Here is a 16,006-nt window from a genome sequence, read left to right on the forward strand (position 1 = left end):
AACATCATTCATAAAACATTTTGAAATGCCTTGATCTTTTGGTTCGTTTTGCATCAAGGTAAAATGAACATACTTTCAAGAGAAATCCGAAGGATTAATGAATTCCTTTGGAAAACACTTAAAATCCCACCCTTTAGGGTTGGGGAAAGGATTTTAAAAATCGGGATCAAAAACAAAAAAACTCCCTGCAATACTATTCGACCAGTTGCAGAGAGTCTAGAAATAAATAATATGTATCATTTAAAACTTCCACAAAATTATGAAAACAATTTTATCCTCGGATTATTTCCTGTCTAGGATAGTAAAAATCTTAGGGGAAATAGGTTTTGTGCCGGGCTGCCTCATTTTGCTTGTCCTCATGACAATGTCCTCTTTCGCTTCGGCACATCACCTTCCCAATTCAATAAAAGACCATAAGTCTTTTGACCTAACAACATCCTTTGAGCTTACAATACGAGCGTATGATAGCAGGATAAGTGAGCTCACGCCCGGGTTAGATGAAGAGCATCCTCATGGAGGAAGTATCTCTTTCCCCACTTTCCATTCCAATCACCATTGTCATCCTGACGAAGGAAGCATCTCTTTCCTCACTTCTCTTTCTATCCCAAAATGTCATCCTGACGAAGGAAGGATCTCTTTCTACCCTATAACTGGTACCATCTACGATGCAGGCGGTGGAATCCCAGGCGTAGTTATCAAAATCAAAGGCACCAACATCTTTACCATTACCGACGAATTTGGCCAATTTCAAATAGACGCCCAAAAAGGTGACATCCTCATCATCTCCTATCCCGACTACGAAACCATCGAAGTCCCTATCACCGAGCAAACCGAAATCAACCTCGAACTTTTCCCTGCTGTCACTCAATTAGAAGAAGCCGTCATCAATGCCGGATATTATACAGTGAAGGATAAGGAACGCACAGGGAGCATCTACAAAGTAACCGCCAAGGAAATAGAAAACCAACCGGTAAACAATGTATTAGACGCACTCCAAGGAAGAGTTCCAGGATTGGATATTACACCCACAACAGGACTAGCGGGTGGAGGCTATACAGTCAGAATCCGCGGTCAGAATAGTATATCAGCCGGGAATGATCCTTTGTATATAATTGATGGGGTGCCGTATGATATGGGAAGTTTGAGTAATAGAGGGATTTCAGGAGGGATTATGCCTGGCGGCATAGTAAATCCGCTTAATTTTTTAGCTCCCGAATCTATTGCATCCGTAGAGGTACTAAAAGATGGAGATGCGACCGCAATTTACGGATCTAGAGGTGCAAACGGTGTTATATTAATAACTACCAAGAAAGGAAAAGTTGGAAAAACTTCTGTTTCTATCGCAACATCTATGTCTATAGCTGAAGTTACAGAAATGACAAAGCTACTAAATACAGAACAATATTTAAAAATGAGAGAAGAAGCATTTTCACACGACGGGATTTCAGCATATCCTGTAACTGCATATGACGTTAACGGCACTTGGAATAAGTATAGGTTTACGGACTGGCAAAAAGAATTTATAGGGGGAACGGCAATTAACAATAGTGTAAAGCTAAGTGCAAGTGGTGGTGGCGAGCAAACAAGTTTTACATTGGGAGGGAATTTTATGAAAGAATCTACCGTATTCCCTCAAGACTTTTACTACAAAAGGACAACTTTCTATTCTACCATCAATCACCGTTCTGAAAATCAAAAATTCGGAATCAGTTTTTCAGCAAATTATGGGCAAGACAATAACTATTTACCGCTAAATGATCTAGTAAACAAAGCACTAACTCTCCCACCCAATGCTCCAGCTATATTGGACGCAAATGGGAATTTAAACTGGGAAAATTCCACGTGGAATAACCCATATGCAGATTTCGAAGTTACTTATAGAAATAATACGAAAAATTTAATAACAAATGCTGTACTAAATTACCAAGTTGCAAAAGGTTTAGAACTGAAAACAAATTTGGGGTATACACAATCCGAATTATCTGAAATTAATTTAAGTCCTCATACAAGATTAGATCCGGCACTTGGCGCGACAAGTGCATCTTCTAGTGCATATAAAAACAATACCAACAGGTATTCCTGGGTTATAGAACCTCAATTGGACTATAGGCACACAATAAAAAAACATGATATAAACATAACTATAGGAGGGACTTTACAAAACCAACATACAAATGAATTAGCAGTTTATGCTTCAGGTTTCCCAACTAATCTGTTAATGGATAATTTAAGTGCTGCCAATAATTTGAGGATAATGAATGAATCCAGTGGTCATTATAAATACTTAGCAACATATGGGAGAATAAATTATAATTATAATCACAAATATTTATTAAATCTCACGGGTAGAAGAGACGGATCCAGCAGATTTGGCACGGGAAAAAGATTTGCAAATTTTGGTGCTTTTGGAGCGGCTTGGATATTCTCAAGAGAAAAAATAGTAGGAAATCTTAATTGGTTAAGTTTTGGAAAGCTTCGTGCAAGTTATGGCATTACAGGCAATGATCAAATTGGAGATTATAAATTTCTTAATAATTATGAAATCAATGATGATTATTATTACAATGGGGACTTAGGCATCTCTCCTATTCGGTTATTTAATGCAAATTACGGATGGGAGAAAAACCGAAAAAGGGAAATCGCATTGGAGATCGGCTTATTTAGAAATCGTATAAATTTTGAAATGGCTTATTATAATAACCGTTCTGACAATCAAATAATGAATATTCCTCTTCCAGGAACAACTGGTTTTGCATACATAAATGCAAATTTAAACGCAACAGTTGAAAATGCAGGTTTGGAAGCGAATTTAAATACTCTTAATCTAAAAACAGGTAATTTCAGTTGGGCATCGAATTTACAATTTTCAATTCCACAAAATAAACTAATAGCGTTTGAAAATTTAGAAAACTCTACTTATGTAAATAGATTGTCGATTGGAAAGTCAATCAATATTTTAATGCTTTATAATTACATCGGGGTCAATCCTGAATCAGGACTTTTCGAATTTAAGGATTATAATGGAGATGGCTTAATAAGCTCACCTGACGATAGGAAATATATTGTAGATTTCCTTCCGAAGTATTTTGGAAGTTTTTCAAATACTTTAAAATATAGGAACCTAGCGTTTGAATTTAATTTCCAATTTGTAAGAAAAAACGGAATGAACCATTATCAGGCAATTCAGCCAGCTGGGTTTATGAATAATCAACCTATCGGAGTATTAAATAATTGGCAAACATTTACTACGGGCAACAATTTTGATGCTTATTTGGCACATAATCGATTTGCTACAACGAGCAGTGGAATGATATCTGATACTTCCTTTATTAGATTAAAGTCTTTCTCTTTGTCCTACTCCTTACCATTTAAAGAAAATAGTTTAACACATTGTACGCTCTATTTACAAGGACAAAATATTTTCACCTTAGCCAAATACAAAGGTGGTGATCCTGAACAAAATAGAGGATTTTTACCTCCATTGAGAAAATTGTCATTCGGTATGATGCTAAATTTTTAAAACCTATTAATCAAATCATTATGAAAAACCAAATTATACATATAGAAAAAAAACACATACACTTTGTATTTTTCTTAATATTCTCGACATTTTCATTTGTTTCTTGTGACGAATTTCTAGAAGTTGATCCTCCAATAGGTCAAGTTGAATCTAAAACAGTTTTTGCGAACGAAAATACAGCTATCGCTGCCGTAACTAGCTTATACTCTAATCTCAGAGAAGAAACTTTTCTTACCGGAAGTTTTGGACTTAGTATGATGTTGGGTTATTATACCGATGAGTTTGATTATTATTACTTTTCGGGAGAGCCTATGGAAGCATTTTATCGACATCAAATTATCGCTTCCAATAAATTGCTAAGCCAGATATGGAATTCACCCTATCATTTAATCTTTATGTGTAATTCTGTTATTGAGGGCTTAGAAAATTCCACTCATATTTCCGAAGAAATAAAAAATCAGTTAAAAGGTGAAGCTTTGTTTATAAGAGCACTGACGCATTTTTACCTTGTTAATCTCTTTGGAGATATCCCTTATATAACTTCTACTGATTATAGTGAAAACCAAAATGCTTTTCGATCCAATCAAGATGAAGTATATGGCCAAATAATTGAAGATTTAATAGCCTCAAAAACTATCCTTTCTGAAGAATATGCTTCACATGATAGAACTAGGGCTAACCGAGCAGTAGCTTCTGCTTTACTTGCCAGAGTTTATTTATATACTGGTCAGTGGATAGAAGCGGAAGCAGAATCATCCTCCATTATTAATAACTTATTCCATTATGTTTTAGAACCAGAAATTCAAAATGAATTTTTAAAGAATAGTTCTTCTACAATCCTTCAATTAGCGCCTTCAAAAGAAGGAGAAAACACCAAAGAAGGAAATATTTTCCTATTTGAATTTGGTCCACCGTTTTATTTATCATTAAATGAAGAATATGTACAATCATTTGATATTCTAGATTTAAGAAAGCATTTTTGGATAAAAGAGATTATTGAGGGAGAGCAAATATGGTATACTCCATATAAATATAAACAATCAGAAAACACCGGAACTTCTATGGAGTATTCTATTGCATTCCGACTTTCTGAACAAATACTTATAAGAGCAGAAGCAAGGGTACATTTAGGAGATCTTTCTGGCTGCAAAAACGATATTAATTTAATCAGAGAAAGGGCTGGCCTCCCTCATACAACTGCAACTTCTCCCAATGAACTTATTGATGCAATTTTAAATGAAAGAAAATTTGAATTTTTCGCCGAACACGGTCATAGATGGTTTGATTTAAAAAGACTAAACCAAGCAGAGAATATTTTGTCACCTATAAAATCTAATTGGCGTTCAACAGATATTCTTTTTCCCATTCCTGAATCAGAACTATTACTCAACCCTAATTTAACCCCCCAAAATCCAGGATACTAAAAAATCTTTATTATGAGAAAATTGATTTTACTACTAATAATTGGTGGAATACTCGCTGAAATCCTATCTGCTCAAGATAAAATTTACACCTCGAATTTAGACTCCCTTTGGAGTAAAGATGTCTATATCTCTTATACTAGCCCTAAGGGTGATTGGGTAGTGTTGAAAGAAGTTTTTGATACAAAAGAAGATTCTTATTTTTTAAAAGATATTAAAAATTCAAAAGAAATTTTACTTGGAAATAGTTCATTCATTTCATTCTCGAATAACAATAACTGGTTCAGTTATATTACATCTGAAAATAAATTGGTTTTAAAAAATTTAATAAATAATGATGATTTAATTATAGACAATATTTCATCTTATGAATTCAGTTCAAGCGGAGAATATTTAACAGCCATTCAAAAAGAGAAAAACCAATTAATTGTATTTGAATTAAAAAGCGGAAATCAATATAAATTCAAAAATATTGTAGAATATAAATGGTGTCCAAACCGAGAAGTAATTTTAATTTCAAATAATAATGATATCATTTTATTTAATGCAGATACAACAGAAAGAATTAGGATAAATAAAGACGATAAAAGCGTTTACACAAATCTACAATGGAGTATTTCAGGAAATTCTATTGCATTTTTTGAAAAGAAAAATGACAATTACACTATGCATTTTTATAAACATATTACTTTAGATAAATTTGAAAAACAGGTATTACATCGAAAATTATCGGGCTATAATTTTTCTCAGAAGCAAATCTCTATTTCCAATGATGATAAAAGAGTTTTCTTTTTTGTACAAAATAATTCTCAAATTACAAATAATGATAAGGAAATAGAGATTTGGGATACTAAATCACCTTGGATTTATCCCAAAATGCAAGATTATTTAAGAGAGACTTCGGAATTCTTAAATGTATGGAATATTGAAACAAATAAAATTGTAAATATCACTAATACTAAACTCCCTTCATATAAGTTAAGTCCTGACAATAACAATGTTTACCTTTTTAATAAACTAACATACGAACCGCAATATAAACAGTCTCAAGTCATAGACTTATATTCTATAAATGTCCATTCCGGCAATATTGAAAAAGTTGTTCAAGAACTATATAATTTTTTCGGATTTTATGAAATCTCTCCTTCTGGTAGGTTTGTTGTTTATTTTAAGAATAACGATTGGTGGATATATGATTGTTTAGAACAATCAACTATAAATCTTACTAATGATTTACACATCAATTTTTTCAATCCGCAAGACATTGCTCTTATTGATAAACAACCATATGGTCATCCAGGCTGGCTAAAAGATGAAAGTTATATAATTCTTTATGATAAATATGATATTTGGTTTATGAGTCCAGATGGTAAAATAAAAAAGAAAATCACAGATGGCAGAAGGGATGGTACAACTTATAGAATTGATTTAAATATCAATCGAAATGAAGTAAATTTTATCAATACAATGAAAAATAATACTTCTTTTGAATTTGACATAAAGAGTCCTGTAGTTTTAAAATATAGTAATGACAAAGTAAAAGGATTTGCACTACTAAAGGAAGATTCTATTGAAGTACTCGTCAATTCTCATCTAAACATTGGAGATGGATTATTGTCAACTGAAAAAAACATTTTTTTCTACAAGACATTTAATCTTTATTCTTCTCCAAAAATTTATAGTTATAATTTTTTAAATAAAAAGGAAAACATAATTTATGAGAGCAATCCTAATTTCAAAAATTATGATTTTGGAAAGTATAAACCCATTAATTTTAAAAATAAAACATCTAATGAATTAAAATGCACCTTATTATACCCTGCACAATTTAATCCTCAAAAAAAATACCCAATGATTACTTGGATCTATGAAAAGAGTTCTTCTAGCATTAATTACTTTTCACCACCTTCAAAATATTCCGAGTTAGGGTTTAATTTTTTGAGTTATGTTACTAATGGGTATTTTATACTTCTACCAGATATTGAATATAAACAAGGTGATCCAGGAATTTCAGCATTAGAGTCCGTAACAAATATTGTAGATAATATTTTGGAATTTGAGCCTGCAATAGATAATAAAAACATAGGGATTATTGGACATTCGTTTGGTGGTTATGAGGCTGCATTTATTGCAACTCAAACTAATCTTTTTAAAACAGCGGTTGCAGGTGCAGCTGTTACAGATTTAATCAGTTGGTCACACAATGTTTCGTGGATCTGGAAAATGAATCAATTTTGGCGGCCTGAAAGTCATCAGTTTAGGATAGGGGAATCGTATTATGAATTAAAGGAAAATTATTATAAAAATTCACCTTTTCATCAAGTTGAAAATTTAAACGTTCCCCTATTATTGTGGGCTGGGAAAAATGACTTTAATATTAATTGGGAACAATCCTTATATATGTTCATGGCAATGAAACGATTAAATAAAGAAGGGGTTTTTGTGTCTTTCAATAATGAAAGCCATACGATTCTTAATAATAAAAATAAAAGAAAATTATCCGAAATAATTTTTCGTTGGTTTGATAGATATTTAAAAGAAAAGGAGTGATAACTCGCTCCTTTTCTCCGATTTTTTGAATTAATCTTCCACCCAATGTGTCAGTGGATTTAAACAGGAGGTTACTCCCATATCCCTATACACATCAAATCCTCCAATTTTACAAGCCACAGATCCTAATTGATTACAATCTGTAGTAACTTCCCTACATTGGTTATTTTGATAAATGTATAAAGTAGCAAGTTCTTTATTGGTGCCATCTTTATATTCAGTCGCAAACGCTAAACCAATAGCCATCAAAAATGCCATCAAAGGCATAACGGATTTGAAAATTTTTGTTTTCATAATGTTAATTTTAAATATTATGGCCTACTATTTCACAGGTATTCGGCCTTACTCCTGAACTGCAGTATATCGTGAAGAAAAAATTTCCAAATTCTGAAATAAGAAATCTTTTCTTTTTATTAGTTTCATATCATAAAATCAACTCCCCTATAAGTCAAGATTCGAAATTAATCATTTGGACTCCCTTTAGGGGTGGGGTCTAATCCAAATGATTGCCTCCCCGTCATCCTAATCATTTGGTCACCCTTTAGGGGTGCGGAGAAACCAAATGATTGCCACCCCGTCATCCTAATCATTTGGTCACCCTTTAGGGGTGCGGTCTCCAAATGATTGCCACCCCGTCATCCTAATCATTTGGACTCCCTTTAGGGTTGGGGCTAATCCAAATGATTGCCACACCGTCATCCTAATCATTTGGACTCCCAGTCATCCTGAGCTTGTCGAAGGAAGGGCTGGGGCTAATCCAAATGAACTCCCCGTCATCCTAATCATTTGGTCACCCTTTAGGGGTGCGGAGAAACCAAATGATTGCCACACCGTCATCCTGACCATTTGATCACCCTGTCATCCTGAGCTGCCGTGTACGAAAAGGTGTAACAAAGGAAGGGTCGGAATTCCAAATTAATCATTTGGACTCCCTTTAGGGGTGGGGTCTAATCCAAATGATTGCCTCCCCGTCATCCTAATCATTTGGACTCCCTTTAGGGGTGGATTTGAGATTAAGAGGAGAACCATAGGTTCGGAATAAAGTCCTTATAGCCACACCGTCATCCTGACCATTTGATCACCCTGTCATCCTGAGCTGCCGTGTACGCCGTGGCGTAAAGTATATTAAGAACACACCTTAATACTTAATACTTAATACTTAATACTTAATACTTAATACTTAATACTTAATACTTAATACTTAATACTTAATACTTAAAAAATTCCGGCTTTATCCGCTGGATCCATAATTTGTTATCTACCATACCAATAATTGTATCCTTTACCACTTTAAATTCTCTTAATTTTTGTTCAGGCTGATGATAGAAATAAAAACTATGGATATATTCATTTCTCTCGACATCATATTGATCAATAATGGAAGCTGATCTCAAAACCTCCTCACTTTCAAATTTCCCTAAGCGATCTGAATTTACGTACAATTGATTTCCATATACCGCTCCTGTCTTATGGACAAGCGTAGATTTCCCTTTCTTATAAGAATCCTCTCCTTTATAATAAGCAACATCAATCTGTGCATGAGATATCGTATCAATGGTTTTTCCCGTTTTTTGATAGACTAAATTTCTATCTGCTACTTCATACTGATTCCGATAATAATAGACGTACGCTGTTTTTTGCCTTTCTACATCCCATAACAAAACTCCATCCGTATCAAAAACACCATCCAATTGAACTTTTAGAAGATCACGATTCAACACAACATCTATCGAATCATCTGATTGTTGAAGATGTCCCAACACCGTATTTCCTGTACTAGAACTAGTGGTAGTAAATATCAAAGAGGCAGAATCTTGTACCTTAAAATCATAAAAAAAAGCGTCTTCGTAGGAAAAGGTATAGGCCTTCCAGTCCGATATATTTCCACGAAACAATACCGGTACTGTTCCATCTCCCACGAAAAAATAAGGTGATTGAACCTCTATTCGTACTCTTTTATAGGGAAGATCATAATTCTCCAATTCAATTTTTATCTCATTCCAACAACTCAAATCTTTGCTGACCGCCTTCAAATAAAGTGGAGCATTATAGTTGCCCAAATAAATCAAGGAATCATCTATTCCCGCTATATAAAAGGCGTTAGATTCCAACTGCAAACTCCCCAACTCCTCCAACCCATGCGGCATATATTTTCGCTGGAAAGCATTATTGCGTTTGATCTCTTTTTCAGAACTCAAAAAAATCAAGAGAACTAGCAAAGATCCCAAAAACTTTAATCCGATTAACCGATAAACCAAAGGACGAGAAAACTTCCTTTCCTGCAAATAAATTCCTATCCCAGCCAACACGATAAAAGCTACATTGAAAATCAAATGTTCCGTCCAGCCCAAGGATTCCAAAACGCCTCCACAAGAACAAGGCGTAAAAGAGGTAAAATTCAATATGATGATAATATAAGCAGTGAACATCACCATCAACACAAAGGATCCATACAAACCGATTCTTCTGTATTTCTCAAGACAAAGCAAAACGGCCAATCCCAATTCCACAAGGATTACCCCATAAGAAATAGGAATGGCAAATGCGCCCAATAAAGGCGATTGACCCAACTGCGTTTGAAAATCTTGAAATTCTAGCAACTTGCTGACACTTGCATAGACAAACAATAGCACAAACAGATAGCATATAAGATCGAGAAAACCAGCTTTAGAGATTTTGAGTTTCATGCGGATAATTTTCAAACAAATTTACCGTTCAATTACCTCAAATTCTGATATTTAAGTATTTTTAATTATAAAAAAGGTAGGATTTAGGTTTGATCCAATTCATTAATATAATCCAAAATCGATTTTCCCATTTTCGATTTAAAGGCCTTTACCATTTTTTCTGTACTGCTAAATCCTAGCTCTTTAGCCAATGCCTTATTAGTATAATGCCGAAACTTTGGTTCAGTTTTCATCATTTCAACCAAATAATCAATTTTCAAATCATGTATATATTGGGAATAATTTTTCGTGCGATATTCTTTGATCATCATTTTCACATATAGCACATTGGATTTTAAATACACAGCCAATTCAGCCTGTTTCCAATCTCGCTCCAAGTATTTTTTCTCTCTTTCAAATTTTTGCAATTTTGGCAATAACAAACGTAAAGAATCCATTGGTACAGCAGAATCATTCTTTAGTTTCGGAGGTTCAGATTCAGGAAGAGAATTCTTTTCAATTAATTCTGGAGTCAGCAATAGAGCTTTGAGATTTCCCCAAATAAGTGAATGATATTTCACAACCAATAGAACAATTCCAATACCCAAAACAATACGAAAGCCTATAAAAGTTATGTTATTAGTAGTATTGGATTCCTTAAAACCTAATTCAGAGTGTACAGGATCTTGAAACAATTTGGGGAAAATTTGGACATACATCCCTTCAAACATCTTATCTGCCTTCATCCGTTGGTTCATATAATACAATCGATCCTCAAGCTTCTGCTCAAACAAGCTATGATCAATCAAAAAATCATAAACTTCACGCAAGTCGGGACGTATAAAACCATATGTTACAAACAAAGAATCTACTTTCTTATAATAGTTTTTTGATTGGTGTCTGTCCTCTAAATTTTTATGAATTTTACCCAAATAAAAATACCCCAACTGAGCATTGGAAAAATCACCCTTGGCAGCTACTTCATCAACAGTTTTGGACAATAATCCTAAAGAAGCATCCAGCCTATTTTCATGAAAATAATTTATTCCTTGTAACAAATTAAAGTAAACATCCATCCTGGGCTCCGAATTCAGAATTCCAACTTTTAATCCTTGGTGAATCAATTCTGAACTCTTGGAATATTTTCCCAATCTTGTGTAACTGGAAGCCAAGCCATGAACGGAGTTCAAATATCCATCTAAATTCTCACCTTTGAAATAGAGCCTACATTGCTCAAATAAAGCAATGGCATCATCTAGGAAACCCAAAACATAATAAACCTGTGCGAGGGAATAGAGCAACTTATGATGCATATAAGAATCATTTGTTGAATCGATGTAGGGCTTCGCCATTCCATAATAAGTCAATGCTTCAGAATAATTCTTTTTCTTGTAATATTGAATGCCAGTTCTTAAATAAGATTCTCCAATTATTCTTGGATCCCTAGTTTGATAGGCTGCCCAATTCATGCTATCTAAATAGGGATTCAATTGTTCATGATCGAGAAAATATATAAAATTGGAATAACCTTGATAAATTTCAAATGCATTTTTTTCTTCTTTCGCCAAATGCAAATAAGAATTCAAATAACTATTTCGTAAAATTTCATCATCCGTTGTTTCTATCTGTTCATATAATGCATCGTAAGCATTCATTTCTTGGGAGGCTAGCTCCATTGGAAAACCAACCAACAGCCATAACCAAAAAATGAGTTGTAAGATTTTATATGATGCAAAGAAACCATTCATTGTATTTACCCTCAACAAATTAACCGTTTTTAAATATAATAAAAATACGCGTAGAATGATTCTGTATTTTCGAAAAATTCAAAGCGAATTTTCTAAAAACTCCAAACACTTACTTTGCAACATCTCTGCACCAGTCCTAGTTTTGTATAGAATTCAAAGCGAATTCACAGTTTCTCTTTCCCGGGACATTAGGAACTGATTTTTCAGAATCCTAAATGAACAATCATGAAAAATTTACATGTCAAAAATCTAATTTTGATCCTTAACAGCTGCTTAATACTTTTAGCTTGTCAAGAAGATGATCTTAACTTCTTTAGTTCTCAAAATTCACTACATTACTATCCATCAGAAACTGAAAATCGTACGAATTTTGTCACTGCCAACAATCCCTTAAATCCTTATGATTCCATCGGAATTAAACACAATCTCATTCTCGAAGAATTTCTCAATCTTCCAACAAGCGCAATAAGCTTAGAAGATCGTTTGACAAGCCTACGAAGTTTACTCAATATTTTTTCAAATGCTACAATTGATAGCGCGGACCTACATAACATAGAATCCATTTTATCAAACTCCCAACTAGCCTATGATTCAATTCTCAATACTTCAACTCTCTCCTCAGGAGCCAAAATAAACCTTTCAAATTTTCTAGAATGGATAGAAGAATACAAGGATGATGTAGACTTCAATCACCAGGCCTACATCCTCGCTAAAGAAGATACCATTTTATTCGAATCCTTTAGCTCTACCGATAAGGAAACTTTGCTATCCATTACTTCTTTGGCAAGACATTCCTTTGATCGAAAAAAAAGAAGAAAAGACAAAGATTGGGGAATCAATGTCACCAATTTCATTGGGGGATTTCAAGGAACCTTGCATTCTTCCGACAAAGCAATTCTTTACGCTATTTGCCTTGGCCTGACTCCTCCTTAGGTAGGATTTTGTTCTGAATGCTTGAAAACGCATTCAGAACATTTTCTTAGAATTTTTTCAATCAATTGGATACAAATATTTTTTTGATCACAATATTCCTCAATCATGAAATCATTTTTATGCAAAGGAAATAAGACCTTACAATTGGCCATTCAGCAATTAAAAGAAGATGAGACCAAACTTATCATCATTTGCAATGCTGGCGTAAATCTTAATTTGAAAACCCAGGAAATTTCATTGGCCGAAAGAAATATTCTTATACTATCTCCATGGACGAAATTTTCACTTCAAAGTTCTACAGATAAACAACCAAAAATTCAACTCATTTCTTTTCTGCTATATGAGGTGATGCAGCTAGACCAGTCTTTGTTTTTTCATACAACCTCAAATTCCTATCTGAAAATTGCTCTTAGTCAAAAACAATTTATCTACGTTTCACATTTGATGCGAGTATTGCATTATAATCTCAACTACATTCATTCTGCTCATGATTCCGTGTACATCAATCGTTATTTGTTAAATTCAATCCTATTGGCCATAGACAATGCTTATTATTTCAATCAGATAGGTAAGATTGATGTTCATTTACCCAATTTCCCAATCCTACATAAATTCATTTTTCTAGCAAACAAGCATTTTAAAACTCATCATAATGTTCATTTTTATGCGGCAAATTTGGGAATCACTACAAGATACCTGGCCAATATTGTTAAAGAAGCAACCCATAAAACCCCAAAATCCATTCTTAACAACCTCATCAACCAAGAAGCCATAGTTCTAATTTTAGAAGACAACTACAACCTAAATGAAATAAGCGATCAACTGGGATTCAATTCCTATCCTAGCTTTTTAATTTTCTTTAAAAAGATAAATGGGTTAAGTCCATCCCAATACCGTACAAAATTTCTAAACAAAAAAATATAAACTTCAAAAACTTCCCCCATGAAAACATTCCACTACATCCATCACATTTTGAAATTTTCAAACCAAGAAAATTCCTTAAAACCCTCAGATTTATCCATATACATGGCTATTTTTCATTGTTGGGGCTTAAACAATTTCAAAAACCCAATTTCCATTTCCAAAAGAGAAATCATGAAAACTAGTAAAATTAGTTCAACGGCCACCTACCACAAAGCCATTAAAAAATTAAACTTCTTTGGATTCATAACCTATCAACCCACCTTCCATCCCTATAAGTTTAGTCAAATATTCATCAATAACCCCGAAACGAAACGTCCAGAAAAAAATGAAATCCTTTAAATCTTATTTCAAATAAATTAGGCACAAAAAAACTACCTTCTTTTGGAAGGTAGCTTTTGGTTAAAATGATTAATTCTCGTGAAAACGATCAATCAGATAATTTAGAATAAAGGAAACGCAAAAACTTGCGATAGCACCCACAGCTGCCAGAAGAACTGTTTGAACTAAGTCTTTCGTACTGATTTGTAAAATCACACTAAAGAGAGTGCCCCCTAGGGTTCCGCATCGTATATAATCAATCATCTTTTAGAGAATGGATCTTTAGTTCACGATCATCTACTGTTACCTGGCTTACAGCAGACAATATCCCTCCTCCTAACGTTAAATATCCGCCAATCAAATTTAGAATCTCTGGGATGGGAATGGGTGCAGTCAACAAAACGCCACCAATCCCAGCCAAACTCAAACCAACTGCTCGTAAAATTTTAAAAAATTTCGGCGTTGGTGCTTGCGCTCTTTCAAGTATATTCATCGGTATTTCAATTTAGGATTTAATCAACAATCTAACATCACCGGATTTTTTCAATCCTTCATACACATAACGTTTCAAACGTTGAAAGGCAATTTTTGATGAACCACCTACACCTTCCCCTAATAGCGTCAAAACAGGAGCAATACAGCCCCTTAATTCGCTTAGGGCATAATTTGCAGGATGAAACAAAATCAAAGATCTCCCAGGTACATCTTTTAGTTCAATATGCCATCCGTATTTCTTACTATATCGCTTTTCCAAACGATACTCACCTTCAGGAATACAAGACTTTTCTTTGAGATTATCTTGCCAAGGCAATTCAATGGTGGAGCAAATTTCCATGCCATCTAAGGTCAACCGACCATTGGTACCATTGGGTAAATAGTCTCGTTTCAATCGAAACTTCATCTTAAACAGCATTTTCAACTTCTACGATACCCATGGGATTGAAGGCTCCATTTCGCAACGGATACATCGTTCCATTAACTTCTTGGAAAAACTCAATTCCCATTACCAAATACATGGGTAATGTAGAATTGGGCGTCAAAGAATGCGTTTGGTTGACAGCTGTTGTCAATGTTCCATCAATGGGCAAAATTGCCGTTTCTGCAGTGGAAACGACATAGGTTTCATTAGGAAAATCAACTTCGGTACCCCCCGAAAGAATTCTGTAATGCGTAGCCCCTTCCGGACTCATAATCATATCGGTTGGAACGAAAGGATCGATATCTACTTTCAATTCACCCACAACACGATCAATAGCTGTTACATAGGGTGCAAAAAATGTAGTACTCAATTTCCCTTGAATGTTAAACTCGAAACCTTTTAAAATAGATGAATCGCCCAAATGCACTGCCCGTTCACCACGAACACTTGTCGGATCGGTTTGAAGTACTTTGATCAATTGTTGGGTTAATCTCCCAACCATTCTTCCATCAGAAGCTCTCAATAAAATAGGTCGTAAGGCAGTTCGAATGGTTTTACCCGCTTTTCCTGCTCGTCCAAATTCAGCTCCATTTTCTCTGGTTCTTTGAAAAGCGGGATCGGTAGCAATTCGATTTGCTTCAACACCTCCCTTTTCACGAACCATATATCCGTCTTTCGATTTATAAAAGGTTATATCTCCGATAGTACCTTTTATTTTAATAATTCCTCTTTGTCTTGCCATGATAATGGATTTAAAAGTTAATAAATGTTTGAACCCAATTTTCCAGACGTTGCAACGATTTGAAATTGAAGTTTAAAACAAATTTTAACCTTTTATTCCACCCTCAAAAATCACTAGGGTAGTAATGACTTATTTCGACAATTATGGCATCAAATGACGTAGATTTTATAATGAATATGTAGGTTTAGACTTAAATAGCATAATTAGATGTAAATTATTGAAAAAATTTGCACCAAACATTTTCACCTTTGAAAAATGATTTTAT

General features: G+C 34.1%; 12 protein-coding genes. 6 read left to right on the forward strand and 6 right to left on the reverse strand.

Annotation, left to right across the window (positions count from 1 at the left end; translation table 11 throughout):
* Window positions 1-259 precede the first annotated feature (259 nt).
* The 3 genes from ABID46_RS00480 to ABID46_RS00490 are packed head-to-tail and all read left to right on the forward strand — an operon-like array spanning window position 260 to window position 7,491.
* Complete coding sequence (locus tag ABID46_RS00480) at window positions 260-3,520, forward strand: SusC/RagA family TonB-linked outer membrane protein (RefSeq protein ID WP_354505586.1); 3,261 nt, start codon at window positions 260-262, stop codon at window positions 3,518-3,520.
* 20 nt (window positions 3,521-3,540) lie between these two features.
* Window positions 3,541-4,944: a RagB/SusD family nutrient uptake outer membrane protein gene (locus tag ABID46_RS00485; RefSeq protein WP_354505589.1), complete on the forward strand. Its 1,404-nt coding sequence runs from the start codon at window positions 3,541-3,543 to the stop codon at window positions 4,942-4,944.
* Window positions 4,945-4,956: 12 nt separating this feature from the next.
* Window positions 4,957-7,491: an alpha/beta hydrolase family protein gene (locus tag ABID46_RS00490; RefSeq protein WP_354505591.1), complete on the forward strand. Its 2,535-nt coding sequence runs from the start codon at window positions 4,957-4,959 to the stop codon at window positions 7,489-7,491.
* 30 nt (window positions 7,492-7,521) lie between these two features.
* Here the strand turns inward: ABID46_RS00490 and ABID46_RS00495 are convergent, their stop codons facing one another.
* From ABID46_RS00495 to ABID46_RS00505, 3 genes are all read right to left on the reverse strand, one after another.
* The gene (locus tag ABID46_RS00495) at window positions 7,522-7,785 is read right to left on the reverse strand and encodes a DUF6520 family protein (RefSeq protein WP_354505594.1); all 264 of its coding nucleotides are present in this window, start codon (window positions 7,783-7,785) and stop codon (window positions 7,522-7,524) included.
* A 914-nt stretch (window positions 7,786-8,699) separates the two neighbouring features.
* Window positions 8,700-10,178 carry a DoxX family protein gene (locus ABID46_RS00500; RefSeq protein WP_354505596.1) on the reverse strand — a complete coding sequence of 493 codons (1,479 nt, stop codon included), beginning with the start codon at window positions 10,176-10,178 and terminating at the stop codon, window positions 8,700-8,702.
* 83 nt (window positions 10,179-10,261) lie between these two features.
* A complete protein-coding gene (locus ABID46_RS00505; RefSeq protein WP_354505599.1) occupies window positions 10,262-11,833 on the reverse strand; it encodes a hypothetical protein in 1,572 nt (523 codons plus the stop codon).
* A 297-nt stretch (window positions 11,834-12,130) separates the two neighbouring features.
* Between ABID46_RS00505 and ABID46_RS00510 the strand changes: the two genes are divergently transcribed.
* The 3 genes from ABID46_RS00510 (at window position 12,131) to ABID46_RS00520 (ending at window position 14,101) form a co-directional block, all read left to right on the forward strand.
* Window positions 12,131-12,838 carry a hypothetical protein gene (locus ABID46_RS00510; protein WP_354505602.1) on the forward strand — a complete coding sequence of 236 codons (708 nt, stop codon included), beginning with the start codon at window positions 12,131-12,133 and terminating at the stop codon, window positions 12,836-12,838.
* Between the two features lie 105 nt (window positions 12,839-12,943).
* Window positions 12,944-13,762: a helix-turn-helix domain-containing protein gene (locus ABID46_RS00515; RefSeq protein WP_354505605.1), complete on the forward strand. Its 819-nt coding sequence runs from the start codon at window positions 12,944-12,946 to the stop codon at window positions 13,760-13,762.
* Between the two features lie 18 nt (window positions 13,763-13,780).
* A complete protein-coding gene (locus ABID46_RS00520; protein ID WP_354505608.1) occupies window positions 13,781-14,101 on the forward strand; it encodes a hypothetical protein in 321 nt (106 codons plus the stop codon).
* 235 nt (window positions 14,102-14,336) lie between these two features.
* Here the strand turns inward: ABID46_RS00520 and ABID46_RS00525 are convergent, their stop codons facing one another.
* From ABID46_RS00525 to ABID46_RS00535, 3 genes are read right to left on the reverse strand one after another with little or no spacing between them, the layout of a single operon-like run.
* Window positions 14,337-14,573: a hypothetical protein gene (locus ABID46_RS00525; protein ID WP_354505611.1), complete on the reverse strand. Its 237-nt coding sequence runs from the start codon at window positions 14,571-14,573 to the stop codon at window positions 14,337-14,339.
* Between the two features lie 12 nt (window positions 14,574-14,585).
* Complete coding sequence (locus tag ABID46_RS00530; protein WP_354505613.1) at window positions 14,586-14,981, reverse strand: DUF5675 family protein; 396 nt, start codon at window positions 14,979-14,981, stop codon at window positions 14,586-14,588.
* A gap of 1 nt (window position 14,982) precedes the next feature.
* Window positions 14,983-15,741: a hypothetical protein gene (locus ABID46_RS00535; protein WP_354505616.1), complete on the reverse strand. Its 759-nt coding sequence runs from the start codon at window positions 15,739-15,741 to the stop codon at window positions 14,983-14,985.
* Window positions 15,742-16,006 lie beyond the last annotated feature (265 nt).

It is taken from the genome of Moheibacter stercoris, from assembly GCF_040545805.1.
Classification (GTDB): domain Bacteria; phylum Bacteroidota; class Bacteroidia; order Flavobacteriales; family Weeksellaceae; genus Moheibacter; species Moheibacter stercoris.